Annotated in this window: 24 protein-coding genes and 5 pseudogenes; 15 read left to right on the top strand and 14 right to left on the bottom strand. The window is 67.5% G+C overall.

The genetic code is table 11. The features are described from left to right. Positions 1-33: 33 nt before the first annotated feature. The 3 genes from ABD355_RS13305 to ABD355_RS13315 all read right to left on the bottom strand — a co-directional run bounded on the left by ABD355_RS13305 (position 34) and on the right by ABD355_RS13315 (position 3,584). On the bottom strand, positions 34-861 hold the full coding sequence (locus tag ABD355_RS13305; protein ID WP_344400437.1) for an HARBI1 family protein: 828 nt from the start codon (positions 859-861) through the stop codon (positions 34-36). Positions 862-1,336: 475 nt separating this feature from the next. Continuing rightward, positions 1,337-2,110 carry an SDR family oxidoreductase gene (locus ABD355_RS13310; protein WP_344400438.1) on the bottom strand — a complete coding sequence of 258 codons (774 nt, stop codon included), beginning with the start codon at positions 2,108-2,110 and terminating at the stop codon, positions 1,337-1,339. 1 nt (position 2,111) lies between these two features. Further along, complete coding sequence (locus ABD355_RS13315; RefSeq protein ID WP_344400439.1) at positions 2,112-3,584, bottom strand: carotenoid oxygenase family protein; 1,473 nt, start codon at positions 3,582-3,584, stop codon at positions 2,112-2,114. A 195-nt stretch (positions 3,585-3,779) separates the two neighbouring features. On the opposite strand from ABD355_RS13315, the gene ABD355_RS13320 reads away from it, so the two are divergent. Then, positions 3,780-5,072 carry a PucR family transcriptional regulator gene (locus tag ABD355_RS13320; RefSeq protein ID WP_344400440.1) on the top strand — a complete coding sequence of 431 codons (1,293 nt, stop codon included), beginning with the start codon at positions 3,780-3,782 and terminating at the stop codon, positions 5,070-5,072. A gap of 126 nt (positions 5,073-5,198) precedes the next feature. Here the strand turns inward: ABD355_RS13320 and ABD355_RS13325 are convergent. Next, positions 5,199-5,387: pseudogene (locus ABD355_RS13325) on the bottom strand (IS1634 family transposase); the annotation flags it as partial. 138 nt (positions 5,388-5,525) lie between these two features. On the opposite strand from ABD355_RS13325, the pseudogene ABD355_RS13330 reads away from it, so the two are divergent. Continuing rightward, positions 5,526-6,240 (top strand): annotated as a pseudogene (locus ABD355_RS13330) (transposase family protein); the annotation flags it as partial. A gap of 565 nt (positions 6,241-6,805) precedes the next feature. Further along, positions 6,806-8,041 carry an MFS transporter gene (locus ABD355_RS13335; RefSeq protein WP_344400442.1) on the top strand — a complete coding sequence of 412 codons (1,236 nt, stop codon included), beginning with the start codon at positions 6,806-6,808 and terminating at the stop codon, positions 8,039-8,041. A gap of 349 nt (positions 8,042-8,390) precedes the next feature. On the opposite strand, the gene ABD355_RS13340 is transcribed toward ABD355_RS13335, so the two are convergent. After that, on the bottom strand, positions 8,391-9,863 hold the full coding sequence (locus ABD355_RS13340; RefSeq protein WP_344400443.1) for a UbiD family decarboxylase: 1,473 nt from the start codon (positions 9,861-9,863) through the stop codon (positions 8,391-8,393). A gap of 13 nt (positions 9,864-9,876) precedes the next feature. After that, positions 9,877-10,473, bottom strand: coding sequence for a non-oxidative hydroxyarylic acid decarboxylases subunit B (locus tag ABD355_RS13345; RefSeq protein WP_344400444.1), 597 nt, complete (start codon positions 10,471-10,473; stop codon positions 9,877-9,879). Positions 10,474-10,533: 60 nt separating this feature from the next. On the opposite strand from ABD355_RS13345, the gene ABD355_RS13350 reads away from it, so the two are divergent. The 5 genes and pseudogenes from ABD355_RS13350 (at position 10,534) to ABD355_RS13370 (ending at position 15,505) form a co-directional block, all read left to right on the top strand. Next, positions 10,534-10,986: a MarR family transcriptional regulator gene (locus ABD355_RS13350; RefSeq protein ID WP_344400445.1), complete on the top strand. Its 453-nt coding sequence runs from the start codon at positions 10,534-10,536 to the stop codon at positions 10,984-10,986. 403 nt (positions 10,987-11,389) lie between these two features. Beyond that, positions 11,390-12,036, top strand: a pseudogene (locus ABD355_RS13355) (NaeI family type II restriction endonuclease). Between the two features lie 408 nt (positions 12,037-12,444). Then, a complete protein-coding gene (locus ABD355_RS13360; RefSeq protein WP_344400446.1) occupies positions 12,445-12,807 on the top strand; it encodes an effector-associated constant component EACC1 in 363 nt (120 codons plus the stop codon). Next, complete coding sequence (locus tag ABD355_RS13365; RefSeq protein ID WP_344400447.1) at positions 12,804-13,934, top strand: caspase family protein; 1,131 nt, start codon at positions 12,804-12,806, stop codon at positions 13,932-13,934. The genes ABD355_RS13360 and ABD355_RS13365 overlap by 4 nt, the downstream gene beginning before the upstream one ends. 800 nt (positions 13,935-14,734) lie before the next feature. Next, positions 14,735-15,505: a hypothetical protein gene (locus ABD355_RS13370; RefSeq protein ID WP_344400448.1), complete on the top strand. Its 771-nt coding sequence runs from the start codon at positions 14,735-14,737 to the stop codon at positions 15,503-15,505. Positions 15,506-16,040: 535 nt separating this feature from the next. Here ABD355_RS13370 and ABD355_RS13375 read toward each other — a convergent pair. From ABD355_RS13375 to ABD355_RS13385, 3 genes are read right to left on the bottom strand one after another with little or no spacing between them, the layout of a single operon-like run. Further along, positions 16,041-17,666, bottom strand: coding sequence for a transglycosylase domain-containing protein (locus tag ABD355_RS13375; protein WP_344400449.1), 1,626 nt, complete (start codon positions 17,664-17,666; stop codon positions 16,041-16,043). Beyond that, complete coding sequence (locus tag ABD355_RS13380) at positions 17,663-18,328, bottom strand: hypothetical protein (RefSeq protein WP_344400450.1); 666 nt, start codon at positions 18,326-18,328, stop codon at positions 17,663-17,665. The genes ABD355_RS13375 and ABD355_RS13380 overlap by 4 nt, the downstream gene beginning before the upstream one ends. Beyond that, a complete protein-coding gene (locus tag ABD355_RS13385; protein ID WP_344400452.1) occupies positions 18,325-18,786 on the bottom strand; it encodes a sigma factor-like helix-turn-helix DNA-binding protein in 462 nt (153 codons plus the stop codon). The genes ABD355_RS13380 and ABD355_RS13385 overlap by 4 nt, the downstream gene beginning before the upstream one ends. A 90-nt stretch (positions 18,787-18,876) precedes the next feature. Between ABD355_RS13385 and ABD355_RS13390 the strand changes: the two genes are divergently transcribed. The 3 genes from ABD355_RS13390 to ABD355_RS13400 all read left to right on the top strand — a co-directional run bounded on the left by ABD355_RS13390 (position 18,877) and on the right by ABD355_RS13400 (position 20,572). Beyond that, positions 18,877-19,398, top strand: coding sequence for a SigE family RNA polymerase sigma factor (locus ABD355_RS13390; RefSeq protein WP_344400453.1), 522 nt, complete (start codon positions 18,877-18,879; stop codon positions 19,396-19,398). Further along, a complete protein-coding gene (locus tag ABD355_RS13395; protein WP_344400454.1) occupies positions 19,388-20,044 on the top strand; it encodes a L,D-transpeptidase in 657 nt (218 codons plus the stop codon). Before ABD355_RS13390 ends, ABD355_RS13395 begins: the two co-directional genes overlap by 11 nt. A 156-nt stretch (positions 20,045-20,200) precedes the next feature. Continuing rightward, the gene (locus ABD355_RS13400; RefSeq protein WP_344400455.1) at positions 20,201-20,572 is read left to right on the top strand and encodes a beta/gamma crystallin domain-containing protein; all 372 of its coding nucleotides are present in this window, start codon (positions 20,201-20,203) and stop codon (positions 20,570-20,572) included. Positions 20,573-20,678: 106 nt separating this feature from the next. Here the strand turns inward: ABD355_RS13400 and ABD355_RS13405 are convergent, their stop codons facing one another. Then, positions 20,679-21,176, bottom strand: a complete 498-nt coding sequence (locus tag ABD355_RS13405) for a GNAT family N-acetyltransferase (protein WP_344400456.1) — start codon at positions 21,174-21,176, stop codon at positions 20,679-20,681. Between the two features lie 71 nt (positions 21,177-21,247). Then, the gene (locus ABD355_RS13410) at positions 21,248-21,655 is read right to left on the bottom strand and encodes a tautomerase family protein (RefSeq protein WP_344400457.1); all 408 of its coding nucleotides are present in this window, start codon (positions 21,653-21,655) and stop codon (positions 21,248-21,250) included. 121 nt (positions 21,656-21,776) lie between these two features. Here ABD355_RS13410 and ABD355_RS13415 point away from each other — a divergent pair, with 121 nt between their 5' ends. From ABD355_RS13415 to ABD355_RS13425, 3 genes and pseudogenes are all read left to right on the top strand, one after another. After that, positions 21,777-22,664: a LysR family transcriptional regulator gene (locus ABD355_RS13415; protein WP_344400458.1), complete on the top strand. Its 888-nt coding sequence runs from the start codon at positions 21,777-21,779 to the stop codon at positions 22,662-22,664. 201 nt (positions 22,665-22,865) lie between these two features. Further along, complete coding sequence (locus ABD355_RS13420; protein WP_344400459.1) at positions 22,866-23,768, top strand: hypothetical protein; 903 nt, start codon at positions 22,866-22,868, stop codon at positions 23,766-23,768. Positions 23,769-23,779: 11 nt separating this feature from the next. Further along, positions 23,780-23,950: pseudogene (locus ABD355_RS13425) on the top strand (Ku protein); the annotation flags it as partial. Here the strand turns inward: ABD355_RS13425 and ABD355_RS13430 are convergent. Continuing rightward, positions 23,944-24,358: pseudogene (locus ABD355_RS13430) on the bottom strand (SDR family oxidoreductase); the annotation flags it as partial. The pseudogenes ABD355_RS13425 and ABD355_RS13430 overlap by 7 nt on opposite strands. A 62-nt stretch (positions 24,359-24,420) precedes the next feature. On the opposite strand from ABD355_RS13430, the gene ABD355_RS13435 reads away from it, so the two are divergent. Further along, entirely contained in the window at positions 24,421-24,798 is a 378-nt protein-coding gene (locus ABD355_RS13435; protein ID WP_344400460.1) for a hypothetical protein, read from the top strand. A 34-nt stretch (positions 24,799-24,832) separates the two neighbouring features. Here the strand turns inward: ABD355_RS13435 and ABD355_RS13440 are convergent, their stop codons facing one another. Further along, a complete protein-coding gene (locus ABD355_RS13440) occupies positions 24,833-25,054 on the bottom strand; it encodes a ferredoxin (RefSeq protein ID WP_344400463.1) in 222 nt (73 codons plus the stop codon). Positions 25,055-25,056: 2 nt separating this feature from the next. Continuing rightward, positions 25,057-26,253: a cytochrome P450 gene (locus ABD355_RS13445; protein WP_344400464.1), complete on the bottom strand. Its 1,197-nt coding sequence runs from the start codon at positions 26,251-26,253 to the stop codon at positions 25,057-25,059. Positions 26,254-26,264 lie beyond the last annotated feature (11 nt).

A 26,264-nucleotide genomic window follows, 5' to 3' on the forward strand; every position in this document is an offset into this window, starting at 1 on the left:
TGCCGGTAACGGATCGTGACGTTCTGTGATCGTTCAAGTGGTGCGGTCGTACTCGAGTTGGAGCAGGACGAGGGCTGCGGCGGCGATCTTCGTGATGCGGCTGGGGTCGAGGCTGACCCGGCGCAGTGCCTTGAAGGTCGTCTTGAGCAGGGAGTTGGCGCGCTCGCAGACGCCGGGGATGCCGCGGATGACCTTGTTGTAGGTCTGCTGGGCCTCGGTCAGCTCGCCTCCGGCGGGCTTTTTGTGCGGATGGCGGAAGCCGTCGCCGGCGTTCTCGTAGCCGAGGTCGACCAGGGTCGGCATGTCCAGTTCGGCGGCGATCCGGTTGAGGGCGTCGATCAGGCCGTGGTGGCGGGCGCCGGTGGTGTCGTGCTCCCGGCCCGGGCGGACCGGTGTGACCCAGATCGGCCAGCCGTCCGGCGTGGCGATGACCTGTACGTTTCCGTCGTGGTGCTGGTGTTTTCCGGACCACCACAGGTCCGCGCCGCCCGGGCCGGGGGCGGCGACGCGGTCGGTGCGGATGACGGTGTCGTCGAGGTTCAGGTGTGTCAGCCCGGCCGCTTTCGCGCGATCCAGCGCGGTGGCGGGGTCCGGTGCCCCGGCCGCCAGGACGGTCAGCCCCTCGTGCAGGCAGCGGTAGGCGGTGGAGACCGACACCCCGTTGTCGCGGGCGAGTTGGGCCAGTCGGGTGCCGCCGAGGAACCAGCGCAGCACGAGCACGGCCTGCTTGAAGCAGCCCAGGGCGCGTCGTCTCTTGCGGGTCCCGGCCGCGATCCGGTGGCCGCGCAGGAGGCCGGCCAGGTGCTCGGCGGTGGACCGCTTCACATCGAGCACGGCGGTATATGTGACACTGGTCGACACGTGAGGCCCCTCGGTCAGAGCAATCTGTCGCAAGACCGTTTCCACCAGGGGCCTTACGCCTGCCCGGACTTGGAGACCACCGGGCCGCAGCGTCAGCATCGCGATCACAACGAGGGACGGATGCTCACGGGGAAAGACTCACTGGGTACCCAACGGAGTTCTTGCTCACGGTTGATCTTGGTCGGCACCGTTCCAGCCCCGTTCCAGCCGGAACTCCGTTCCCTATTTCAAGGGGTTGACCCACCGCCTCACGCCTTGACTACACGGCCTTGCCACTAGTTCCCGCAGGCCGGGAAGGCCCTTGCGGCGCTCGGCCAGAGCCGAATTGAATGCGGCGACCGCCCCGGATACCGCGTCGGGCGCGAACGGATCGCGGCCGAGCAACGGGTCAGCTCCGAGCATTGACACGTGCCAGCTCCTGTCCAACCAGGCTGCGACGGTTCAGTCATTGCACCACGCTCCACCTAATCGCCGCCTACCCGAGGAAGGTTCCACCGGTCGCGTCGATGACTTGTCCGGTGATCCAACTGGATTCACCACTCGCGACGAAGGCCACGATGTCTGCGATCTCCTCGGGCGTGCCGATACGCCCCAGGGCGGATTGCGCTGCTGCCTGCTTCACGAAACCGGGGTCACCCGCCGACATTCTCAGAAACTCCTCGGTGCCCGTTGGCCCGGGGGCCACCGTGTTAACGGTGATCTGGCGCTGACCGAGATGCAGTGCCAGGGTCTTACTGAAGACCTCGAGCCCACCTTTCGCCATGGCGTAGGCGATCACCCCGGGATTGACGACACGCGCGGTGCCGGACGAGATGTTGATGATGCGCCCGCCGTCGCGCAACCGCGCCAGCGCAGCCTGGGTGATGAAGAATGGCGCCTTCACATCCACAGTGAAGGCATCGTCGAACTGTGCTTCGGTAATGGTTTCGATGGTTCCGATAACCATCTGCCCGGCGTTGTTGACCAAGATGTCCAGGTCCTTGCCGGACTGCCGCCCCATCAACTCACCGTCGATAGCCTCGAACATGGGAATGACGGACTGAGCTGGCTTGCCGAGATCGGCCTGTACGATGCAGCCACTCCCGCCTTCCGCTTCTATCATGGCGAGTGTTTCTCGGGCGCCTTCTTCACTTTTCCCGTAGTGGATGACGACGAAGGCGCCATCGGCGGCGAGGCGACAGGCGATGGCGCGGCCGATACCCCGGCTGGCACCGGTGACGAGCGCAACTTTTCCGGCGAGGCGCGACATGTCAGTTCGCCCCGAGAAGATGCGTCTCGCCCATCAGTTGACGCTTCCCGTACCAAAATCCGTGGCCCGTGCTGCGCACGCGCATCGGCAGGGCCACGGTCGCGATCGGCGGGCCGTCGATATTCTGCGCGTCGAGGATCAGGAACTCGCTGCGCATTTCCTCGTGTCGTCCGACGACAACGAGGACATAGCCTTCGCCTTCGGCAGCCCCGTCGTGCGCCGGAACGAACTGGGGCTCGCTGATCGAGCAGTTGTGGCCAGCATAGCGAATCCGGGTCGGCTTCTTTCCGGTGACATCCATGGTCGCGATCCACTGCCACCCGCCGCCGACCCGATCCTGACCGGGCACATCGAGAAGGTTCAGCGCACAGAAGCTGTAGGGCTGGGTCTCGAAACGGGTATCGATGCGCGGGAGTTCGCAGGGATACTGCAGCAGCTGACGCTCCGTGAAAGTGTCGCCCTCGCTACCCATGTCGATGACCCAGCGCTTCATGTAGGGTTTTGTGTCTTCCGGGTCGAAGGGCGAACCGTCGACGTTGGGGAAGAACGGGAAGAAGCTGCGGACACTCAGCGTGTTGTCGGCGTAGATGTAGCGGCCGTCGTCATAGGCGCCCACGGTGTGCCCGTGACACTGGTTGGGGCCGACGAACCAGCGAATCTGATCTGCGGTGCCCTTGCGCGGCAGTACACCAAGGTGCACCTGCTCGCCGGTGTCGTACTTGAACGCCGGCTCGCGCTTCTCCAGCCATTCGTATTCGTGACGCAGCGGCGTAATAGGGAACACCACGTAGTTTTGGGTCACCATGATGTCGTGCACCATGCAGGTGTATGGCGCTTCGAACCAGGTCTCGTGGATGATCTTCCCGGTCCGGTCCGCCTCGTAGTATGCGATATCTTTCGTGGCCGGGCCTTTCGCGCAGTAGCCGAAGAACACCAGTTCGCCGGTGCGCGGGTCGATCTTCGGATGGGCGGTGCAGGCTTCGGACGTGAAGTCTCCGCCGAAGGTGTACTCCCCGATCGTCTCCAGGGTGAAGGGATCCATCTCGACCGGCGGGCTGTCCTCCTTGAGGGCGAAGAACTTGCCGGCGTGCGAGAGCATGGTCACGTTGGCTGTTCCGCGGCGGACGCCTTGCACTGACGGGTCGTCGGTGAACGGGTTGCGGTACGCGCCGAAAAGTGCCCGGCCGGCCTGCTCCTCGGCAACGAATCGCGGAGTTCTGACATACCGTGTCCGGAAGTCCACGCGGCCGTTCGAGATGCGCAGGCATGAGGCCATGCCATCTTCGTTCAGCAGGAAGATGTCGTTTTCGGTGAAGGAAGGCCACTGGCGATCGCCGAGCAGTCGGTAGAAGCCGCCGTCGAGATGCTCCGGAACCTCGCCCTGAACTACTTCCAGTCCTCGGATGTCGATCTCCGCGCGCATGGGTGCCTCGAAGCTCTGGAACTCGTTCTGCGGAAATCTGATCTGCTGCATCCTGCATTCCTTCCACTGCGTCGGGGACCCCGTCGAGGGGCGGCGAAGCGGGGCGGGCGTCCGGTCGCGGCCCGGCCCGGTCTCGTTGGATAGAGTCAAGCGGCTTGGCCCCTGCACGCACTTGGTCCCGGACGACAATGAAGCGCCCGGTGTTTGTGGTGGCAACCACAACGGGAACCGCTCGAGGAGGAGCCGGTGGCCGCACGATGGGTGCTCGATCTTCGGACCGGGCCCACGGAACCGCCGGTGACGCCCTGCTGCCCGGCGCCGACGGTGACCGCTGCCCGGGAGGTGCTCGGACCGGGCCCGGTCGGGTGGGCCGCACAGGTGGCCAGGGAGGCGGAGCTGCGAGTCGTCGAGCTCGTGCCGGAGCTGGCCGGTTCCACCTCCATCGACACCGTCCGACGGCCCGCGGAGGCCTGTATCCTCACCATCCTCATCGCCCTGCACGCCGACACCCCCGGCGAGGCGGTCGCGACTCCGCAGGTGGCGCTCGACGGCAACCGCGACAGCGTGCACCGCGGCGTCGCCCTGGACCGGGTGCTCCGCGCGATGTGGATCTCGCACGTGCACCACTACGAGCGACTGCTCGAGTTCCTGGAGGAGACCCTGCCTCTGCACGAGCTCGCTGGCGAGGTGCGCCGGGTGACCGAGCTGTCCTTCGCCTACGTGGAGGCGTTCACGGCGCGGTTCAGCGCCGAGTACACCGCGGAGCGGGAGGCGTGGCTGGGAAGCCTTGCCGCAACGAGGCGTCAGGTCATCGAGGACATCATCGCGGGTGTCCCCATCTCGGTGCGCGATCCGGAGCTGGTGCTCGGCCTCGACCTGTCCCGTCACCACCGGGCCGCCGTGCTCTGGACCGAGGACGAGGCGGGGACCGACTCCGCCCACACCCTCCACCGGCTCGCGGCCCGCCTCGCCGACGCCGCGGATACCGGCCAACCGCTGGTGGTGCGCCCCGGCGGGACCTCGCTGTGGCTGTGGATGAGCTGGGCCGCGCCGCCGGAGCAGGGGCTCGCCGAGCGGCTGCGCGGCGCCGTCGACGCCCCGCACGGTATCCGAGCCGCCCTCGGCCCGCTCGACGCAGGCATTGACGGGTTCCGCCGCAGCCACCTCGGCGCCCTCGAGGTCCGCCGCGTCGCCGCAGCCTCCACCCGACGGTCGTCGTGGCTCGCCGACCACGACGAACTCGAGGTGATCGCCCTGCTCACGGCGAACCCCGAACACGCCCGCTGGTTCGTCCACCGCTGGCTCGGTGCGCTGGCCACGGACGACGACCGCTCGGCGGAGCTACGCGAGACGCTGCGGCTCTACCTGGCATTCGAGCGCAGCCGCACGGCTGCCGCCCGAGTCCTGCACGTCGCCCCGAACACCGTCGGCTACCGTGTCCGGCAGGCCGAGGCCATCCTCGGTACCGACCTGGCCAATGACCCGCTCCGGATCGGGCTCGCGCTAGAGATCTACGACTACCTGAATCCTGAAAAATAGGTAAACATCCTGCGTCGCGGGCGTAGTTCGATCGTCGGGCTACCGGGGGCGGAACTCGACCGCGGACCGGCCCTGGACCTCCTCGGCATGCTCACCGACGACCGGCCGGTCCCGAGTTGGCTCAAATTAGTGCCCTCGTGAGCGGGTACGGATCACGTCGAGGGCGGCCCGGAGGTCGTCGGGTAGGGGGTCAGCGGCGGTGAGGGTGTGCTCGCCGGTCTTGATCTGGATGGTGCGGTAGCGGCGAGCGGTCTTCACGAATCGTTTGACCGACCAACCAGTGGTGTTTTCGATCCGGTGAGAGATCACAAGGGCGGTTCGAGTCAGGGCTTCGGCGAGTGCCTGGATCGTCCCGGCCTGGGGTGTTGATCTCGATGGTGGGCCCTGGAAGCAGGTGAACACGGCACCTGCGGATCATGTAGTTCTCTACGCTGCAAGATCCATGAAGGTGCCGTGTTCGTTCCTCCATCACCCCCTGTCGCTGTCCACGTGCCTCGTGCGCCCTGCCTGGAAGCCCTCGGCGAGGGTGCCGCCAAGGACCAAGTCCGCAGCCTGGTAGCCGAGTTCGAGTCGGTCACCGATCCGAGGGGGGCTTGCGGAGTGCGGTACCGGCTCTCCTCGCTGCCGGCCCTGGTGGTCTGCGCGATGACATTCGCCGGCCAGGACTCGATCACCGCGGCGGCGGAGTGGTGCCGGCGTGCGACGCCGGAGGAACTGGCCGCCTTCGGCCTGCCCTACCACCCACTCCTGGGCCGCTACCGGGTACCGAGCGAGAAGACCCTGCGCAGCGTCCTGTGCAGGCTCGATCCCGGCGAGATCGGCGCGGCCGGTTACGAATACCTTCGGCCCCTGCTGTCCGCACAGCCCCGCCGGCCGGAGCCGGTGATGCCCGACGGCGGCACCGAGCGCGAACAGCGCCGGGCCCATCGGGCGGCCGCCCGCGCCGACCGGGTACGGCTGCGGCGGCGGGCGACACGAAATCCCCGAGTTCGCACCTCTCATCGACCAGATCGACGACACGGATCTCGCGGGGGTGGTCGTTACCGCCGATGCCCTCCACGCCCCACGCGACCACGCCACCTACCTGCACGAACGCGGCGCTCACTACCTGCTGACCATCAAGAACAACCAACGCGGCCGGGAATCCCGCCGCCTGGGCTGCCTGCCATTGGCGGCGACGACCTCGTCAACTGCCTCCCTGGACAGCTCCGAAGCCAGCACCCCGAACGGCATGAGCTCCTGCAACAACCCGATGGCATCCCGTCAACGTTCATGGTCACGGCGGAACCCTACGCACCCACACAGACAGCGAGTTCTCACAGAAAACGGACTGACGATCTTGAGGTCGGATTGCCCGTACACCTCCTGAGAACCGAGATCCGCCGTCTGGTTTCGCCGGCGATCCGGGGCATACCCTCCAGGCACCCAAGCGGGTAACTTGCCTGTAATCCTCTGGATACCCCGAAATATAGGTGCATGACATTTCCTGACCGACATGCCAGGAATGATTCGGAAGTAAACGTCATCATCGCGTGAACGAAACCGACAAGGCGCGACTGCTTCGTGGAGTGGAGGAATGAGTCAGGCGCCGGAGCTGCCGGCGTGCGCGGCCCGCTGGGTACCGGGACGGCACGTCAAAGGAAACCGAACTACCGGAACGTAGGGACGCAAAGACAGGAGGCGGCATGTCACGAAGCGCTCGTATAGCCGCGACGGTTGGTATATTCCTTTGCATGGCCTTCAGTATGGGAGGGATATTCGCGGGGTCCTTCTCGGTCTTCCTCAAGCCCGTATCCGAATCCCTGGGATGGGCAACAGCGGGCTTTACGCTGATTTTTACGCTTTCGCAGATTGTGATGGCGGTCATGAGCCCGGTAGCCGGGCGCATCATCGACCGGATCGGCGTGAAGACTCCTCTGTGCGTCGGGGTCGCGTTCTTCGCACTGGGCCTCTTCGGGCTGTCGACGATGAAATCTACCGGAGCCGTCTATTGGCTGTCTGCGGTGGCCATAGGTATAAGCGGGGCCCTCGCCGGCCCGGTGGTGGCTATGCGGGTCGTGGCGTCCTGGTACAGCACAAGCCGCGCGCTTTTCCTCGGCATGGTGATCGCTGCCGCGCCGCAGTTGGCGCAGTCCATCGTCGCGCAAATATCTCGTTTGCTCATCAATGACTACGGCTGGCGCACCGCCTACGAAGTGTTCGCGCTGGCCGCTCTTGTATGCGGTGGCAGTGCCGCGTTCTTCCTCGTGCGGACCAAGCCTGTCGACGCGGCGGAAGTGGCACTGGTTGAGGTGGAGAAGGCGGCCAACGCGGCCGAGCCGGGAGTCCCCGCCAAGCATGCCTTCCGCTCCCGGATCTTCTGGACCATCGCAGGGGCCGACGCTCTGGCGACCGGAGCCCTGGTCGGCGCGCAGACGGTGCTGGTGAACTGGATGACGGGACGCGGCACCTCTGAGGGGACCGCGACGACCCTGGCGTCGATTCTGGCCCTGTCCGTCGTGGTCGGTGTGCTCCTGAGCGGGTACGTCGCCGACCGTGCTCAGTCTCCCCGAACCGCGACCGCGTTTTACCTCCTACCCGTCCTCGGGCTGACTCTGCTCCTGGTCTCCGGTACCACGTTCGTCCTTCAGCTCCTCGGCGTCATCCTGACGGGTACCGGGATGGCGACCGTCGCCATGCTCCTGCCGTATCTGATCACCCGTTACTTCGGTCTGCGGACCTCCGCCGAGATCTACGGCGTCAGTGCGGGATTGAACGTAGTGGCAGCGGGCCTCGGCTCCGTGCTGATCGGTATCGGATTCGACGCGACAGGAAGCTACACGCTCCCGATCTCGATCGCCCTGGGCGCCACAGTCATCGCCCTGTTGCTGATGACAACCTTGAAGCCCTACACCTACGGCGTCTCCACCCCCGAGGTGTCTGCGGTCAGCGATTCGCCGGCTACCACGTCAAACCCAGCCGTGTACTGATTTTTGACTACGGGCTTGATACGGGTGTGGCGAGTTCGAGGCCGGCCCCGGCCAGGAATCCGGTGAGGAGTTCGGGCTGGCGCTCGTTGAGGTCTTACAAGCGGATCGGCCTCGGACTGCTGCCTCGAAGTCCTGGCAGATGAATGCCGCCTGGGTGCTGACTGTTCGTGCTGGTCATCGGGGTGGACTCCTGTCTCCCGCGAAGAGGGTGACCCGGCTCGCCGGGCGTCTCACCAGAGACTGGCAGGGAGGGCCTTGCCGGACCACGAAATGGGTACGGGGGACGACAGAGGTATGCGAGAGCCGTCGGTTGCTCCTCGGGAGACCGACGGCCTCCTCACGGGTTCCTTCAGTCTTCGTCCCAGTGGTCGAGGACGAGCTGGCGGATGTGTGCCGGGTAGGCATGGGCGAACGAGCTGTGGGGCATCCGTCCGTGGCCCGGCGCGGGCTGGAGGCCGTCGTGGACGACGACGGGTCCGGTTAGGGTGGCCCGTTCGGTGTCGAGGTAGCAGCCCAGGAGTGGGTGGATGGGGCCGGTCCAGGTCTCGGCGCGCTGGGTGGGGTGGATGCGGGTGGCCAGGGCCCATAGCAGGTCGGTGTCATCGGCAGGGTCGATGTCGTCGTCGAGTACGAAGATCTGGGAGCTGAGCCGCCCGGAGCGGACGACCTGCAGGACCTCGCCGATACGGTGGACGAACTCCTGCGAGTCGGTGTCCGGGAGTACATCACGCCAGTCGGCCGGCACGGTGACGACCATCCAATGGGAGGCGGCTCGGAGCGGAGACCAGGCGGTGGTGATGGGCAGTCCGGCAGCGCGCAGGGCGTGGAGGAGTTCGGCGGCGGTGCCGACTCCCGTGACGGTGTGGAATTCATCGATCGGGCGCCCCTCGGCGACGACCGGCCAGATCGGGTTGTCGCGGTGAGTGATGCACTCGACGGTGTATACGGGCTGGTGGGAAGTCTCATCGGGGATGTACCCGGCGAACTCACCGAACGGCCCCTCGATGCCGCTTCGTTCCACGGACAGGTGACCCTCGATGACGATCTCGGCGCTCGCGGGCACTTCGAGGTCGGAGAGTTCACACTTCACGACTTCGAGGGGATCACCCTGCAGGGCGCCGATGAAGCCGGCCTCGTCGGCGCCTTCCGGGATCTGGATGCCGCCGACGAAGGGGATCACCGGGGCGCCGCCCTGGACGAGCGCATACGGCATGGGCTCGCCGATCTTCGCCCACTCCTGCCAAATGAGGCCGATGTGCTGTGGCGGCATGACGAGGCCGGTCATGTGCTTGCCGTCGATCATCATGATGCGGGCGATGGACCAGTTGGTCCACGAGCCGTCGGGGGTGCGCGCGACGATGATCCCCCACGTGTTGGCGTACCGACCGCCGTCCTGTTCGTGTACGCGTGGCACGGGGAAGCGGTCCAGGGTCGCGTCATCGCCAGTGAGCACGTTCTGCTTGCACGACGCCTCCTCACGCGACACCAGCTTGGGCGGTACCGGCGGCAGGTCCCGGGTGGCAGCGAGCCGGTCCACGAGCTGTGCGGGGGTCAGGTCCGGGGGCAGGCCGAGGGAGAGCGCGACGCGGGCGAGTGGCTTGCCGGGCACGGAGCTGAGCGCGGCGGGCGCACCCATCAGCCGGAAGCCCGGCGCCACTCCCGTGACGTGCTCGAAGAGCGGCGCGGGCGCAGTGCGCTCGTAGGAGAGCCTGGTGGCGGCAGCGGCCTCCATGTCCCAGCTCACCTCGCGCTGCACACGCCTGAGGTCGCCGATGGCTTCGAGTGCGGCGATGTGCCCACGCAGGTCCTTGTCATGATTCACGATGGGGTTCCCTTCAGTTGTGGTGGCCCAATGACCGGGAGGCCGCGGAGCGCATGCCCTCCCAGCGGCGGGCTCGGGTTGCCTGAAGTCCGAACTGGTCGCAGATCCGCGCCACGATGTGGTCGACGATGTCGTCCACGGTCGCGGGATGGTTGTAGAAGGCCGGCATGGGAGGCACGATCGCGGCGCCCATGCGGGCGAGCGCGAGCATGTTGTGCAGGTGGATCTCGCTCAGAGGGGTCTCGCGAGGAACGAGGACCAGTTTGCGGCGCTCCTTGAGCGTGACGTCCGCGGCGCGGGCGACCAGCCCGTCGGTGTACCCCGTGCGTATCCCGGCGAGGGTTTTCATGCTGCACGGGACGATGATCATCCCGTCGGTGAGGAACGAACCCGACGAGATCGATGCCCCCTGGTCGTCGGGGGAGTGGACCACGTCGGCCAGCTTTCCCACCTCGCGGGCGCCCAGTCCGGTCTCCAGCTCAATGGTTGCCCGTGCCCAGCGGGTCATTACCAGGTGTGTCTCCACGTCGGCGTGGCGGCGCAGTTCCTCAAGCAGCCGTACCCCGAGCACCGAGCCAGTCGCTCCTGTCATTCCGACGATCAGACGCATGTGGTCTCCTGAGGCAACCATCAGTTAACAGAATGTCCGTGATCTGAATATACTCGATCCATGACTGGAGAGGAACCTCTGATTGAGCTGAAGACGGAAGATGCCCTTCCGCATCAGTTGCGCAGGGGCGTTCAGGCATGGACCGCCATCTGGCAGCAGCAGTTCGACGACCTCACCACGCCGCAGTTCGGTGTGCTCCGTGTCCTTCAGGAGCGAGGATCGCTCGACCAGACGGCACTCGGTGGCCTGACCGCCATCGACCGGTCCACCCTCACCACATTGCTCGACCGTTTGGAGGGGCGCCGGCTCGTCACCAGGACCATCGATCCGGCCAACCGGCGCATCCGCATCGTTGCCCTTACCGACGAAGGCCGCGCATACCTGGACGAAGCCTTGGTGAAAGCGGCGCGACTCCAGGAGTACCTGGCAGGGTTCTTCGACGACGATGAGCTGGGCCGCCTCGTGGTCCTCCTACGGCGACTCGGCGATGTGCCACCACCCCAGGACGCCTGATAATCCAGCCGGACTTCTGTATTTCTCCCGGTCAACGGCTTGGCGGTGGGAAGTGCAGCGGGAGTTGGGCAGGGCCGGGACGGTCTTGGACCGACCGTCCCACCAACGGGTGCCCACGCCGCAGGTAAGGGCAGCGAGGTGAGCAGTCCCTCGCCGTGATCCACGACGCACCGACGAACGACCGAGCCTGCGAACAGTACGAAGCGCCAGACGGGAGCGACCTGCCCGACGTGACGTACTGCTCGCACGTCACCGTCCTCGTCCTCTGCTCCGTATGCTCCGGCGCCAGCGCCAACCACGCCATCAAGAACGAGATCGCCTGGGACGACTGCGAACACCGCTCGGGACTTGAGCTGCGGTGCTACCTGCTACGCAACCAAGATCAAGTGCTTGGCGTTACTGACTGTTCCGTTGGTCCCCACGGCCGAACGACTACCAGGGCAAGTGGAGCGTCGGATTGCTGCGCGTCAACCAGGAGTGGCTCAATAGCGGGGGCAACCGAGACCCAAGGGCCACACTCAAGGCGCGCATCGCGACAAGATCCTGTGGCTCTGGCGCGACGCCGAACTTGCGGAAAACGTCCTCCTGCACAGCTCCGACACCGACCGGGAAGCGGTCTTCGAGCGTAGCTCTGGTCAGACCCGGCTCAACGAGTTGTTCCGGCGAGTCCAACGGCGCGGGATCGGACGCAACACCGTCCGCACCGTGGTGCAGCAGCGGGACTACATGAAGCGCGTCCGCGGAAACGGCGGATCCCGCTCAGCGCTTCGGAACGAGGGGATCGTCATCTTGGGCGACTACGACTCACATCGGCGCGTTGCGCGTCAGCTCGGTCTCCCCGTCCCCAGGGAAGGGGAGTTCATCAGCGCGAGGGTCGCACCGGCTGTGCCTGGGGCGGCAAGCCTGTCTTGGAGATGGACGGCCGATTCGCGAGCTTCACGCTGCTGCCGAGGGCGATGCGAGCACGAACGACGGGCGCACGACCTGCCGGTACTGAAACAAGCATCCGAGAATGGCTCGATGATCCGTCCGACAATGGCTGGTCCGTAGCAGGCGGATACCCGCGCTGTCACCCCTGCCCTGGGGACCAGTTGGGGACCACACGGTGCTCGCGACTCTGAACAATACGCTCGGGAACGCACGTCCCGCACCCTAGTTCAACCTGATATGTGCAGGTAATACCTATGACCCTCACTCCTGGGGGTCGCAGGTTCAAATCCTGTCGTCCCGACTGGAGTCTTCTCCGTAGTCGCAGGTCAGAGGGCCCTGCCTCACATTGTGAGGTGGGGCCCTTGATCGTGTTCTGGCCCGCCGTGTCACATTTGGACAAGCCCTGGCGGCGATCAGCCATCACCGTAAGACATCAGCCAAAGTGTCCGATTGTGAAGGTGGTCTGTGCTGCTCAGAGGGCAAGATGCCGCTGTGTCAGGTTCATCGCGACCGCGGTCAGGGGGACGAATGCAGGTTGTGATTCGGATCGAGAGTGAACGTCGGGAGGAAGAACTTCGGTCGCTCGACGGGTGGCTACGCCAGGAACCGTCCATTCGACGATCGGCTACCGTCTCGTTGCACACTGAGGCTGCGCCAAGCGGATCAATGGGTGGTCTCATCGACAGCCTTGGACTGATCACCAGTAACGGGTGGAGTGCGGCATCTTTCGCCCTCTCCCTCGTGACCTGGCGGCAGACCCGCCCACGGCCTCCGAAGATCGTCGTCCGACGTGGCGACGTAGAGATCAGCCTGACGGAGGCGACGGAGGAAGAGGTCCGCCGACTGGTGGACGCATTGGAGCAAACGGACGAGACCTCTTCCCCTTCATGAGCGCGCTGCCCAACCCAGCTCTCTCACGGGCCGTTCTCGGAGGCGTCAGCCACTACTCGAAGCTTGAGTCTTTGCCGGCTGTGGCGAACAATCTCAAGGATCTTGCGGCTGTCCTGATGAGTCCGCTCTCGTGGGAGTTGCCCGCCGAGTACTGCACTGTCGTGGCCGAACCGGGTACCTCCCACGACCTCCTCGACCCAATAAGCCGCGCGGCTGATGAGGCCCAAGACACGCTCCTGGTGTACTTCGCGGGGCACGGCCTCCTCGACGGCCGGGGTGAACTCTTCCTGGGGCTGCCAGGTTCGGTCCAGGGCCGGAGCCACACGGGAGTCCCGTACCAGGCGCTTCGCGAGATCCTCATGGACTCCCGCGCTCAACGGCACGTGATCATCCTCGACTGCTGTATGAGCGGACGAGCCCTCGGAATGATGAGTGGGCAGGATGTCCTGGCCGACCAGGCAGAGATCGACGGTAGCTATCTACTGGCCGCCTCACCGGAAAACGGCGTGGCTCTGGCTCCACCAGGCGAGACCTACACGGCCTTCACTGGAGGGCTGCTGCACCTTATCCGTGAGGGCATCCCCGGACCCGCTCGCGAGTTGGACCTGGACATGATCTACGAGCACCTCAAACGCGAACTCGCCGCACAGAGCAAGCCCATTCCGCAGCGACGCGCTCGCAACACGGCCGGACGGATCGTCCTAGCAATTAACCCGGCTTTCGACCTCGCCACTGCCGCGCGGGCCCACCGCACCGCCGACACCCCCTGGCCCGAGCCGGGCAACTGCCACACGTCCCAAGCCTTCATCGAAGCGCTGGCGAAGGTCAGAGCGCTGACCGGCTGGACGATCCCGGAGGTGAGTCAAAGGGCCGCTCAGCCCATAGCACCTGGGACCATCGGTGCACTCCTCAACCGAAAAACCATGCCCCGGTCGTGGAAGACGACAGGTATCTATCTGGAAGCCTGCGGTGTCCCCGAAGAGCAGCTCGATGCCTGGAAAGCGACTTGGCGACGGCTGCGAACGCTCGAACAAGCTCAACCCGTCACTCCCAATCCAGCATCCGTCACGTCCCGACGGCGCAGCTGGCCAACGAAATTGATCAAGAGGAAGCGAGACAGCCGGTGAGCTGACCTGGATCAGCGGCCCGCAGAAGGTGAGGCCGTTGACGGATGATGCGGCGTTGTCCCCTGGGCGTTCGAACCCTGATTGAACAGTCCCAGCCAAGCACCCAATATGAGAAGTCCGACCACGATGATGCCTGTGGCGGACTTCTTCGCAGGCTTCCCCTTGCCAGTGGGCCGATTCACCCAGTGTCCGCCCCTGTAGTACTGACCAGAACGCTCTGCCACGCGTATACCCCCGAGACCATTCGTGCGACGGACTGCCCGCCGCGGTCACAGAGTGTCGCAGTCTCGGGCATAGCTCGGTACCGGATAGGCCGAAACTGTCTGATAAATGCCACCTGGTGTCCTTGATCGCTACCAGGACACTCACAGCTCGCTGGCCGGACCACCGCACCGCATCACCCCAGCAGCTCGCTTAGCTTCTCCGAGCCTGCCTTGAGGCTCTGGGGATCGGGGTGGACGTACACCCGCTTGGTGAACGACCGCGGGTGTGGGGATAGCCCACCACTTCCATCTCGTTGCCCTTGTTCAGCAATCAATTTTTGCTGATCTAGTAGTTCGTTCTCTTGGCAGTCGCATTCTCGCTATATGTAGCAGGCGCGATCAGCTCTGCTCCGTAATTCGCTGTCTTCTGAGGCTTTGGCCGGTGGTCTGTGTAATTCCTGTGTCGTGCTGGGAGAGGGGAAAGTCACCCGTTCGGATCAAGCGCCATAGGCTGCAGGTGGCGCGAAGTAGGCGTATGGCATATGACAGAAGAAATGTCCATGCCTACGAATGTAGACACGACGCAGAAAGTGAACCATGGCACGAAACGACCAGCCCATCATGGGCCGACTCGGCAAAGCTCCCGCCAGAGTCGACAGGCGTACGCTCAACTTCGCGCAGTATCTGCACCCCACACTGCCACCGGCCCCTGTGGCGAAGAACTGGACTGACAAGGTCATTGACTGGCAGGCGCTGGGCAATGACCGGTACGGCGACTGCGTCGAGGCTGCTGCGCTCCACATGGAGCAGAACTGGTCAGCGTACGAGGGCTCGGAAGAGTTTGAGCCCACCGACAAGGAAGCGCTGGATGCCTACACTGCTCTCACCGGGTTTCAAGCCGGGGACCCCTCAACCGACCGAGGGACCAACATGCTCGACGCGCTGAACTTCTGGCGTCAGGAGGGCATCGGGGGAAACAAGGTCTTCGGGTTTGCTGCCTGCGAGCCAGGCAACGCCGAGCATGTGCGAAACGCCATCGCGCTGTTCGAAGCCGCATTTGTCGGGCTGCAAATGCCCTACAGCGCCCAGGGGCAAAGTGTCTGGATGGTTCCCCCGGGAGGGCCAGTGGGACCTGGCCAGCCCAACAGCTGGGGTGGCCACTGTGTGCCCGTGATTGGGTACACCCCCACCCAGTTGATCTGTGTTACCTGGGGAAAGCTCCAGCCAATGACCTGGCAGTTCTTCGAGACCTACTGCGACGAGGCCTATGCGGTACTCAGTCGGCAGTGGGCCGATGCGGACCGCCCTGACCCGGACGGCTTCACCTTCGCTCAGTTGAGAGAGGATCTTGCAGCGATCTCCGGCTAGTGGCCTGAAGGCTTTGGCCGGTGGCCTCTCTCGTGCTGGGAGTCAGGTCGGCCGTCGGCTTGTCCGCCGCGTCGGGCAGCAGTAGCTGTCCGACAAAGCCCGAACATGGCCGACCTGGCGTAGGGCCCCAGCACGAGAGAGGTGCGCAAAGCCTTTGGGCCAACCCGCCCGGCAGTCAAAGCCGCGCGGTCGCGAACCCATCCCAGGAGACTGGCTGATCCGTCACACGTCTCACGCATCTCTCACAGACCGGCTCACACCATCAGACGCCCCAAGCCTCTGACCTGGGCGTTCGCCGGACTCCCTGCACTGTACGGACGCTCTGACCTGTGCGTCAGCTACTGGGGGCCAAGGGGACGCAGGTTCAAATCCTGTCGTCCCGGCTTTACGAAGTCGCAGGTCAGGGGCCGTTTCAGAGGAGATCTGAAACGGCCCCTCGATCATTCTTGGGGACGTGCGGCGGCACCCGGGGCCGGTTCGGTGCCCTGGCCACGGCGGTGTCGCTGGACCCGGCCACCGGGATCGAACTCGCCGCTCATCTGCCTGCCACCTTCTCCCGCACCCGCTCCGCCACCCCCGTCGCGAACTCCTTCGCCGCCGATGCGTCGGACAGGTGGGCCGGGGTCGCCGCTCGTTTCCCCTGCGCCGGGTGTTCCGCGAACAGGGCTACCGTGACGGACAGTCGGGGGCCCGACTCGGTGTGCCAGAGGGTGCGGGTGGTGGTGGCGCCGGAGCCCGCGGTGCCGGTGTAGCCGGTCATGCCCCTGGCGGCCGGACGGACGCCGACCGCGGGCAGGAGGTCGCGGGTCTCGCGGTGGGCCGTGTAGAGGGTGCGGCCGCCGCGGGTGATCTTCGTGACCGTGTACGGCTTCGCGTACGTCCCCTGCGCCGCAGCCGTCGCGTACGCCGAGGCCAACTGCAGCGGGGTCGGGGTCGGCGTCCTGACGAGGGAGGAGACCGCGGCCGCGCCGGGCTTGCCGGCTCGTAGCGGAGCAAGGGCGCTGCCCGCCTCCACCGCCCCGGCGACGGCGTCGTTGAAAGGCTGCCTGGCGTAGTCCGCGCCGCCGTAGAGGACGCGGATCGCGCCGTCGCCGGGGACCATCGTGACGACGGCGGTGTGCAGGCGTGTCCTCTTGGCGGCCGGAGGAGCCTGGCCCACCTGCTGGGCGGTGTCGTCCTGCGCCTCGATGTCGAACGTCGTACGGACCGTGTAACCGCCCCGCGCCAGCTGGTCCTGGGTGATGCCCAGCCGGTCGGCCGCCTCGGCCGCCGCCGCGTCGATCAGGTACTGTCGCTGCCCGTCCGTGTCGCCCGGCGGATAGAAACGGAACGCCGGGAACAGGGCCGACGCCCGCTCCCCGGCCGTGATCGTGCCCGCCGCGCGCATACCGTCCAGGACCCACGCCCACCGCTTCTGCAGCGTCGCCGTCACCTTCGCGTCCGCACCGACCCGTTCGTAGTACGACGGCAGGTTGATGATCGCCGCCAGGGCCGCGCCCTGGGAGAGGTCCAGGTCCTTGGCGTCGACGCCGAAGTAGTTGCGGGCCGCCGACTCGATGCCGGCCGCCCCCCGGCCGAAGTACACCGTGTTCAGGTACCCCTTGAGGATCACGTCCTTGGAGCGGGTGCGGTCCAGCTTGAGGGCGATCAGCGCCTCGCGCGCCTTGCGGGACAGCGACTGCTCGGGGGTGAGCAGCGCGTTCTTCACGTACTGCTGCGTGATCGTGGAGCCGCCCTGCCGTTCCGCGCCGCTCAGCGTGGACCAGGCGGCCCGCGCGATCGCGGTCGGTGAGACGCCCGAGTCCGTGCGAAAGGAGCGGTTCTCCGCCGCGATCACCGCGTCCTGCACCTCGCGCGGCACCTGGGACAGGGGCACCTCCTGCCGGTCCACCGGGCCGCGCCGGCCCAGGTACTGCCCGCCGGTGTCCAGGAACACCGTGCTCTGGATGACCGTCTCCGGATGCGGGGCGGGGACGACCGTCAGCTGATAGGCGACGACGGCCGCGGTGCACAGGGTCAGCAGGAGGACCAGTACGGCGATGAGCGCGCGGCGGATCCAGCGGGCGCGGCGGCGCCGGGTGCGGATGCGGAAGGGGACCCGGCGACGATGGCGTACGGGCTTCTCGTGGATCTCATGGGGTACGTCCGTCGTGCTGCTCACCGGCCCACCCCGCCCTGTGCCAGGACCGCGCCCCGTGCGTCGTGGATCGTCACCCGCGCAGCCAGCAACTGTTGTTCGTCCTTGGGGAGTTCGCCGGTCGCGTACCACGCGCTCCAGCCGGGGCTGCCCGCGAGTGTCAGCAGTGTGCCGGACGTCGTGCCGAACGGTGTGCGCAAGGTCACGCGGGCCGCGGGCGTCTGCCCCCGGTAGGTGCCGGTCAAGAGATAGCGGTTGCCCGTACCCAGCACCGTCATGGTCACCGCGGCCCTGCCCCCGGCCCGCCCTGGGGGCGCCAGGACCAGCCCCGGCGCCGCCGACCAGTGCTCTCCCTCCTTCGTCAGCCACAACTCCTCGTCGGACAAGGGGCGTACGTGCTCGCCCGCCGCGACGACCCGTACCGTCGCCGCCCCGGCGGAGGGCGTCAGGTCTCCGGAGGCGGTCCTCGCGGTCACGCGCGGTACGACGACGTGGGCGGTCCCCCCGAGCAGTAGAGCGACTGCCGCCAGCCACCGGACCCGCCGCCGCCTTCTCCACGCACGCCCCTCGCGCTCGATCTGCGCCAGCGGGGGCGGCGGCGGCACCAGATCACGTACCTCGGCCGCGAACGCCTCACTCAGTTCGACGCGTCGCAGGTCGACTTGGCGTGCCTCGGTGCGGTTCATCGGCGAACCTCCGGGAGAGAGCGGGTACTCAGGGCGGCCAGTCCCCGCCGCGCGTACGACGTCACCGCGCCTTGCGAGCAGCCCAGCAACTCGGCGATCTCCGACTCGGCGAGTCCGTCGCCGTGGCGCAGCACGAGCACGACCCGCTGCCGGACGGGCAGGTCCGCCAACGCACGCCCGAGCGCCGTGAGTCGGCGTCGGTCTCGGGGCGAACGGCGGCGGCCGTGCAGCCGTACCAATGTCCGCCGCACATAGAAGTCGGCGTCGTCCCGCGGCACCCTCCGTCTGCGCGCGTACGTCTGAGCCAGCGCCGCCCGTGCCAGGTCGGCCGCCTCGTCCGCGTCGCCGGTGAGGAGGCGGGCGGTGCGCAGGAGGCGGGGCCAGGCTTCTTCGGCGTAGGCCGTGAAGTCCCCACCGGGAGAGGGAGAAGGGGAGGACTTGGCTCTGGTGCTGGTCATCGTGATTCCCCTGCGGTGTGTTTCGATGTGCGACGTACGGGACCTGTACGCACGGCAGGGACCACCGGGTTGCAAGGGACGCCAGGGAAAATGACGGAGGATGAGTTCGACGCGTTCTACGCCGCCGCGTTCCCCCGGCTGACCGGCCAGCTGTACGCCTTCACCGGGGACCGCGGGGAGGCGCAGGACGTCGTCCAGGAGGCGTTCGTACGGGCCTGGGACCGGCGGCGGGACTTCCTTGCCGACGGGGCGCCCGAGGCGTGGGTCAGGACGGTGGCGATGCGGCTCGCGGTGAGCCGGTGGCGGCGGGCGCGACGGTGGCTGGAACTGGTGCGCCGGACGCCGCCGCCCGAGAGCACTCCCGGACCCGAGTCGCAGCACACCCATCTCGCCGATCTCGTCGCGGCGTTGCGGCGGCTGCCGGAGGCGCAGCGGATGGCGGTGGTACTGCACCATCTGTGCGACCTGAGCATCGAGCAGGTAGCCTCCGAGACCGGCGCGCCGGTGGGGACGGTCAAGGCCCGGCTGTCCCGTGGCCGAATCGCGCTGCAGCGGGAACTGGGGACCGAGTACGCGGAGTTCGGGGAGAGGGAGGACGACCGTGTCCGATGACCTCACCGTCGGCCTGCGTGAACTCGCTGAGTCCGCCGAGCAGTTGCCCCCGTCCTCCGGCGCCGACGTCCGCCGCCTTGCCCAGCGGCGAAGGGGCCGGCGTCGTACGATCGCGGCCCTCGGCGGGACGGCCGCCGTGGCGGCCGTGGCCCTGACACTGGTGCTGAGCCTCGGCGGATCGGGCACCGGACGACAGGACATGCCGGCCACCCGCCCGACGGGCACGCTCATGCGGCAGCCGGCGCCCGACGCCGAGGTGGATCTCTCGTCGCGGCTTCTCAAGGCCGGCGGCCGGAGCATGCCCGTCTCGTCCGGCTTCGTGCGCACCCCGACTCCGACCGGGCGGATGACCGTCATCTCCAAGGTCGTGGTCACCATGGTGTCGGGAGAGGTGGTCGGCCGGCCGAGCGACCTCCGGTACAAGGTGCCCTGGGTGATCCGGCTCCGCGCGGACGACGGCAGGACGACGGCAGTCTTCGGCTTTGCCACCGACGAGACGGTGCCGGGTGTCTACGACATGACGTCCGGCTGGATCGGCCTGCGGACGGTCGACGCCAAGTGGCTCTACGACCGGTTGCGGACCGGGTCGGTGGTCGACATCGAGGGCCATGCACCGGCGGTCCCCTGGGCCGTACCCTCCGCATGACGGAGGCCGGAGCCGCGCCAAGTGACTCCGGCCTCGGGGTCGTTCGGTTCCCGGCTCGAAAGACTCTGCCGAGGCGATGCAACCTGGTCCACCGCCGGTTCGTATGGCCAGTCGACCGATTCGTTCTTCGTCGACTTCCGAAAGTGGAGCATCTCCATGAAGCAGCTTGCCAAGCGGGCGACTCTGGCCGCGACGACGACCCTGGCACTGACGGCCTCGCTGACCGCCGTCACGACGACGGACGCGTTCGCGATCAATACCGTGTCGTGCGGCCGTAGCGACTTCCTGCAGATCACCGTGCACACAACCGACTCCGGCGGACCCTACGACTGGTGTCTGGCGAACGCCGGAACGTGGGACACGACGGGCGCCAATATGTGGCTGCACCGGATCTCGACCGGCAACAACCGCGTCCAGTGGTACGGGGACGGAAGGTGGCAGCCGGCCACGCCGATCGACAGGAACACCGTCTACACCTTCCCGAACAACCCGGGCGGGGTCCGCATGGACCAGATCAGGATCCTCTGAACCACCGGTGACAGGGACGGCGATCCTGTCCGACTGCCGTCCCTGTCACCCCTACCGGCGTGTCCGAGATGCGTTCCGTGCCTCGGGTCGGGGTCTGCCCGTCTGCTCAACTGCGCTCGCGTTCCTCGGTTCTGAAGGGGCGGAAACCTCGACGGTGATAGTTGGGCAGAGCATGGGGATGGTCCAGCGTCGATGTGTGCAGCCAGACCCTGTTCGCCGAGGGAGCCGACTCCCACGCCTGCTGAACCGCGAGCGTCAACGCGAATCCGCCCAGGCCCTTGCCGACGAACTTCGGCAACAGTCCGAAGGTCTCGATCTCCACCTCGCCGTCCGGATGGAGATCGCAGGAGACCAGGCCCGCCGGTTCGCCCTCGAAGGACAGCAACCAGAACGTCCTGTCCGGTGCCTCGGCGAACCAGACGAGCCATTCCTCGCTGCTGCGGCTCGCGCTCTTCCAGCCGTAGGGAGCGCCGATCTCGGCCTGGATGTCGACGACCAGCGGCGAGTCCCGGTCCAGGGGCTCCAGGACCAGGCCAGGTACCGGCGCGGCCGGGTTGAGCTGGTCAGGGGCAGTCATGTCGAGATACGTCACTGTCTCCTTCACGCCGCGAAGGGTACGTGACTCACGGCGGCGGCCAACTGCTCGCAACAGCAGGGCGATCAGAGCTTGTCGGCCTACGCCGCCGAGGGGATTTCAAGGTCGCCCTCCACGTACTGGGCGCGCCCGAAGCCGAAGGACCAGTCGGACGGGGTGTTCTCGACGTATCCGATGAAGACGTCCTCCCCGGCCACCCCCAGCTTGGCCAGCGAGTCGGCGATGGCGGCGTAGAGCTGTTGCTTGACCGTGGTCGAGCGGCCTGTCTGCGTGAAGATCTGGATGAGCACGGTGTCGTCGCTCCGCTCGAAGCCCAGGCCGGCGTCGAGCGCGATGATCCGGCTCGCCTCGTGCTCGGTGATGATCTGGAAGCGGTCGCGCTCGGGGACGCCCAGCACCTCGACGACGGCCGCGTGGACGGCGTCGGCGACGGCGCGGACCTGGGCCTCGTTGCGGCCCTTGACGAGGTCGATGCGGACCATGGGCATGGCAGAACTCCTTGTTCGGGGCAGGGGCTTGCGGCTGTGCCTCCAGCGTGCCGAGCGGGGATTGATAGGTCAAAGACCTAGCTCTTCCCTCAGCTATAAGATTCCCGAATAGGCTGAGGTCATGGAGGTGCGCACGCTGCAGTACTTCCTCGCGGTTGCCGAGGAGGAATCGTTCACCAGGGCCGCGGCTCGCTGTCACGTCGCCCAGCCCGCCATCAGCCAGCAGATCCGTTCCCTGGAGCGGGAACTGGGCGAGGCGCTGTTCGAGCGCGACTCCCGGACCGTCCGGCTGACCGCTGCCGGCGAGGCGCTGCTGCCGCATGCCCGCACGGTGACGGGGGCGGTTGCCGCCGCGAAGGCCGAGTTCGCCGCGCGCTCCGGACTGCTCACCGGGACCCTTTCCATCGGAGCGGCCGACGGCGTGGAGAGCAGCAGCCTCCCGGCGCTGCTGGGCATGTTCCACCGGCTGTATCCCGGGGTCGGCGTGCGCCTCGTCGAGGGGGCGAGCGCGAGCCTGGTCCTCCAGGTGCGGCAGGGCTCCCTCGACGCGGTGTTCGTCGCCGTCCCGCTGGAGGGGTTCGGGCACCGGGTCCTCGTCCGGGACGAGATCGTGGCGCTGGTCGCCTCCGACCAGCCGCAGGCGCGAGCGGCTGCACTGTCCCTCGACGAGGTGTCCGCCGCCCCGCTGATCACCTACGGCTCGGACAGCGGGCTGTATCCCCGCCTGCGTACGGCCTTCGAGGAGGCCGAAGTCCCCTTCCGGCCCGCCTACGCCACCAACCATGTCGCGCTGCAGCTGGAACTCGTCGCCGCCGGTGTCGGCATCGCTCTCGCGGCAGGCGCGGCCCGGGGCATCACCGGCGATCCGCGGATCACCGTGGTGCCGGTGACCCCCCGTATCCCGTACGCCAAGGCGTTGCTCTGGCGCTCCGGCCCGCACTCGTCGGCTCCGCTGCGTGCCCTGCTGGACCTTCCGGCACCGGCTGCCGAGAACTCGACCGCCGAGTGAAGGGCCGCGCACAGCTGCTGTGGAGGTGCATGGCGCATGTACGACCCGGTGCAGCCGCCTCGACGGCACCGACGGCGCATGCCTCACCGTCATGGCGTTGCCGGGGGAGCGACAGGGACGGATCGGGGCATAAGGCTTGAAAACCGCGAAACTCGTCACCTGGCGTCGAGCACCGAGGGACGTCGGGCACGGAGGGACGCGGTGGACCTGGAGACGGTCGCGGGCGAGCTGTACGCGCTGAAGCCGGAGGACTTCACCGCGGCCCGCGACGCCCGTGCGGCCGAGGCCCGCAAGGCCGGTGACCGCACCCTCGCAGGGAAGATCAGCAAGCTGCGCCGTCCCAGCCTCTCGGCCTGGGCGAGCAACCTCCTCGTCCGTGAACAGCCGGAGGAGACCGACGCGCTGCTGCGTCTCGGCGAAGGCCTGCGCCAGGCACACCGCGACCTGGACGGAGCGCAACTTCGGGAACTCAGCCGTCAGCAGCATGCCCTGATCAACGCGCTGTCCCGGCAGGCACGCCAACTGGCCTCCCAGGCCGGACACCCGGTCGGCGAGAGCGTCCAGCGCGAGGTCGAGACCATCCTGCATGCCGTACTCGCCGACCCGGATGCCGCCCGGGAGTGGGCCGGTGGACGCCTGGTCAAGGCCTTCGACCAGGTTGCCGGCTTTCCGGCGGCCGCCGACGGCGCGCGCCCGCGTCCTCGCGCGCCGGCACCGGCCCGGCCCGCGAGAGACCGCAGCAGGGCGGGGGAGGAGCAGCGCCGACGGCTCGAGCAGGCCCGGCAGCAGGCCGAGGGCGCCGAACGCGACCTGGCCGCCCGCCGGCAGGAGGCCGCGGCGGCCGACCGGCAGGCGCAGGACACGCAGGCCCGCGCCGGTGAACTGGAGCAGCGCCTGGCCGAGCTGGCCGACGAGATCAAGCGGCTGGAGAGCGAACACCACCAGGCCGAGTCGGCCGCCCGGAAGGCACGCGAGCAGGCCCGCGCCACCGACCGTCAGGTGCGGGAGGCCCGCCGTCGCGCCGAATCCGCTGCCGCCCAGGTCAAGCGTCTGAGCGGGCCGGAGCGGGGAGCACACGCACACAGGACGAGAAGCGAAAGGTGAGGTGAGAGGTGATGGCGCGACCCGTCTGGAGCGGAGTGGTGACGCTGGGGCTGGTCACCGTTCCGGTGGCCCTCTTCACGGCGACCGAGGACCACACGGTCCACTTCCACCCGCTGCAGCGCGGCACCTCCGACCGGATCCGCAACAAGCGCGTCAACGAGCGCACCGGCAAGGAGGTCGACACCGTGCGGGGGTCGTCGTGGGCGGCGAGGGCCATGCGGATGAACTCCTCGAGCTGGAACGCCTCGGGGCCGCCGACCTCCACCACACCGCCCGCCGGGGCGCCGACGGTGGTGCGGGAAACGGCCGCGGCCACGTCGTCGGAGACCATGGGCTGGATCCTGGCGTCGGGCACCCGCACGGTGTCACGTTCGATCATCCCGTCGGCGAGCCCCTTGCCGAACTCGAAGAACTGGGTCGCGTGAACGATGGAGCAGTCGATGCCCGACGCCGGCCTCGGTCTGCGCCTCGCCCGTCAGCGTGTTGACGCCGGTGCTGGGCGCGGCCGCGACCGCCTCGTGCCCGTGCTCGCCGAGCCTGGCGACGTCACGCCTCCTGCATGCAGTACGTCCTCCGCCTCCGCATGTCAGGACCGTGCGCGGGCCCGCGGTTTCACGGGTCCATGCCGAGCCCGGTCGCCTATCGTCCAGGCATGGACTCCACTGCTCCACCCCGCGTCCTCGTCATCGGGCTTGATCCGTACCGGGTGCCCGGGCCGTGGGATCCCGAGCCGGTGGCCGAAGCGATCGAGGCGGGACTGGCCAGGTTCGCCGAACACGGGGTGGGTGTGGAGACCTGTCTGATCGGCCTCGACGGAAGTGACGACGTGGAAGCGGTCGTCGGTGCTGCGCTGCGAGCCCATCCGTGGGAGTGCGTCACCGTCGGCGGTGGTCTGCGGCACTCGGACGATCAGGTTGAACTCCTGGAGCAGGTGATCAACCTGATTCGGCGGCATGCCCCAGACGCGGCCATCGCGTTCAACAGCACGCCCGCCGCCACCTACGAGGCCGCTGCCCGCTGGCTCGTGTGACGCGCTTGGTTCGGACGCGCACGGCGTGTCGGCATCAGGAGCCGCCGGTTTCTGGCTCACCCAGGGTGATCGCCCCGGAGGGGCAGACGCCGGCGGCCATCCGTGCGGCCGCGCGGTGGGCGGCCGTCGGCTCGGCGGGCAGCAGGAGTACGCGGCCGTCGTCGGGGTCCTGGTCGAAGACCTCGGGGGCGGTGAGGGCGCACATCCCGGCGCCGATGCAGCGCTCACGGTCGATGCGCAGGTGCGTCGTCGTCATGGCTACTCCCTGTCCCAGGTGACCGGGAGGCTCTTCACCCCGTAGATGTCCGCGGTCTCCGGGCGCAGGACGACTTCTTCGGCCGGTACGGCCAGGCGCAGGGTGGGGAAGCGGTCGACCAGCGCGCGGAACGCGACCCGCATCTCGACGCGGGCCAACTGCTGCCCCAGGCACTGGTGGATGCCGTGGCTGAAGGCCAGATGCCCGCCGGCGTCCTGCCTTTGCAGGTCGAGCACGTGGGGGTCGGCGAAGCGCTCGGGGTCGCGGTTGGCGGTGTTGTACGACAGGACGACCGTCGTCCCCGCCTCGATGGTCCGGCCGCCCAGCTCGATGTCCTCGAGGGCCGTCCTCATGAACGTCTTGGCGACGCTCAGATAGCGCAGCAACTCCTCCACGGCCCCGTCCGTGAGCGCCGGATCGGCGCGCAGCGCGGCCAGTTGCGCCGGGTTCTGCAGCAGCGCGAAGGTGCCGAGGGAGAGCATGTTCGCGGTGGTGTCGAAGCCGGCGGCCAGCAGGATCAGGCTGATCCCGCGCAGCTCCTCGTCGGTCAGATCGCTGCCGGTGAGCTCGCTGAGCACGTCGTCGGTGGGGTTCGCCCGCTTGGCGGCCACCAGTTCCGCGAGGTACTCCTGGGTCGCGGTGTAGGCCGCGATCAGCTCCTCTTCGCTGGTCTCGCCCCCCATGAAGGTGTCGATCTGCTCCTGGAAGGAAGCCCGGTCCTGGTACGGCACCCCCAGCAGCTCACAGATGACGATGGTGGGGATGGGCTTGGCGAACGCGGTCACCAGATCCGTCGGCGGCCCCGCCTTCTCCATGGCGTCCAGGCAGTCGGCGGTGATCTGCTCGATGCGCTCGGTGAGCAGGCGCATCCGCCGCACCGTGAACCTGCCGACCAGCGGCTTGCGATAGCGCCCGTGCTGCGGCTCGTCCATGAGGAGGAACTCGCCGGGCGGCGCCGGAGGAACCTCGAAGTCGCCCACGTTCAGAAGCTCCTTGCGCGAGCTGAACCGCGAGTCGGCCAGCACGGACCTGACCAGGTCGTATCCGGTGATCAGCCAGCCGGGTCTGCCGCCGACGTGGGTGAAGCGGCTGATGGGTCCGTGCCGGCGGGCGTCGAGTAACTCGGCCGGAGGGTCGAAGGGGCAGCCGGACCGACGCGTCGTCGGCAGGGTGGTGACCATGTGGAGGGACTCGCTCATGGCTATGCCTC

The organism is Streptomyces longisporus (assembly GCF_039532765.1).
Lineage (GTDB): Bacteria > Actinomycetota > Actinomycetes > Streptomycetales > Streptomycetaceae > Streptomyces > Streptomyces longisporus.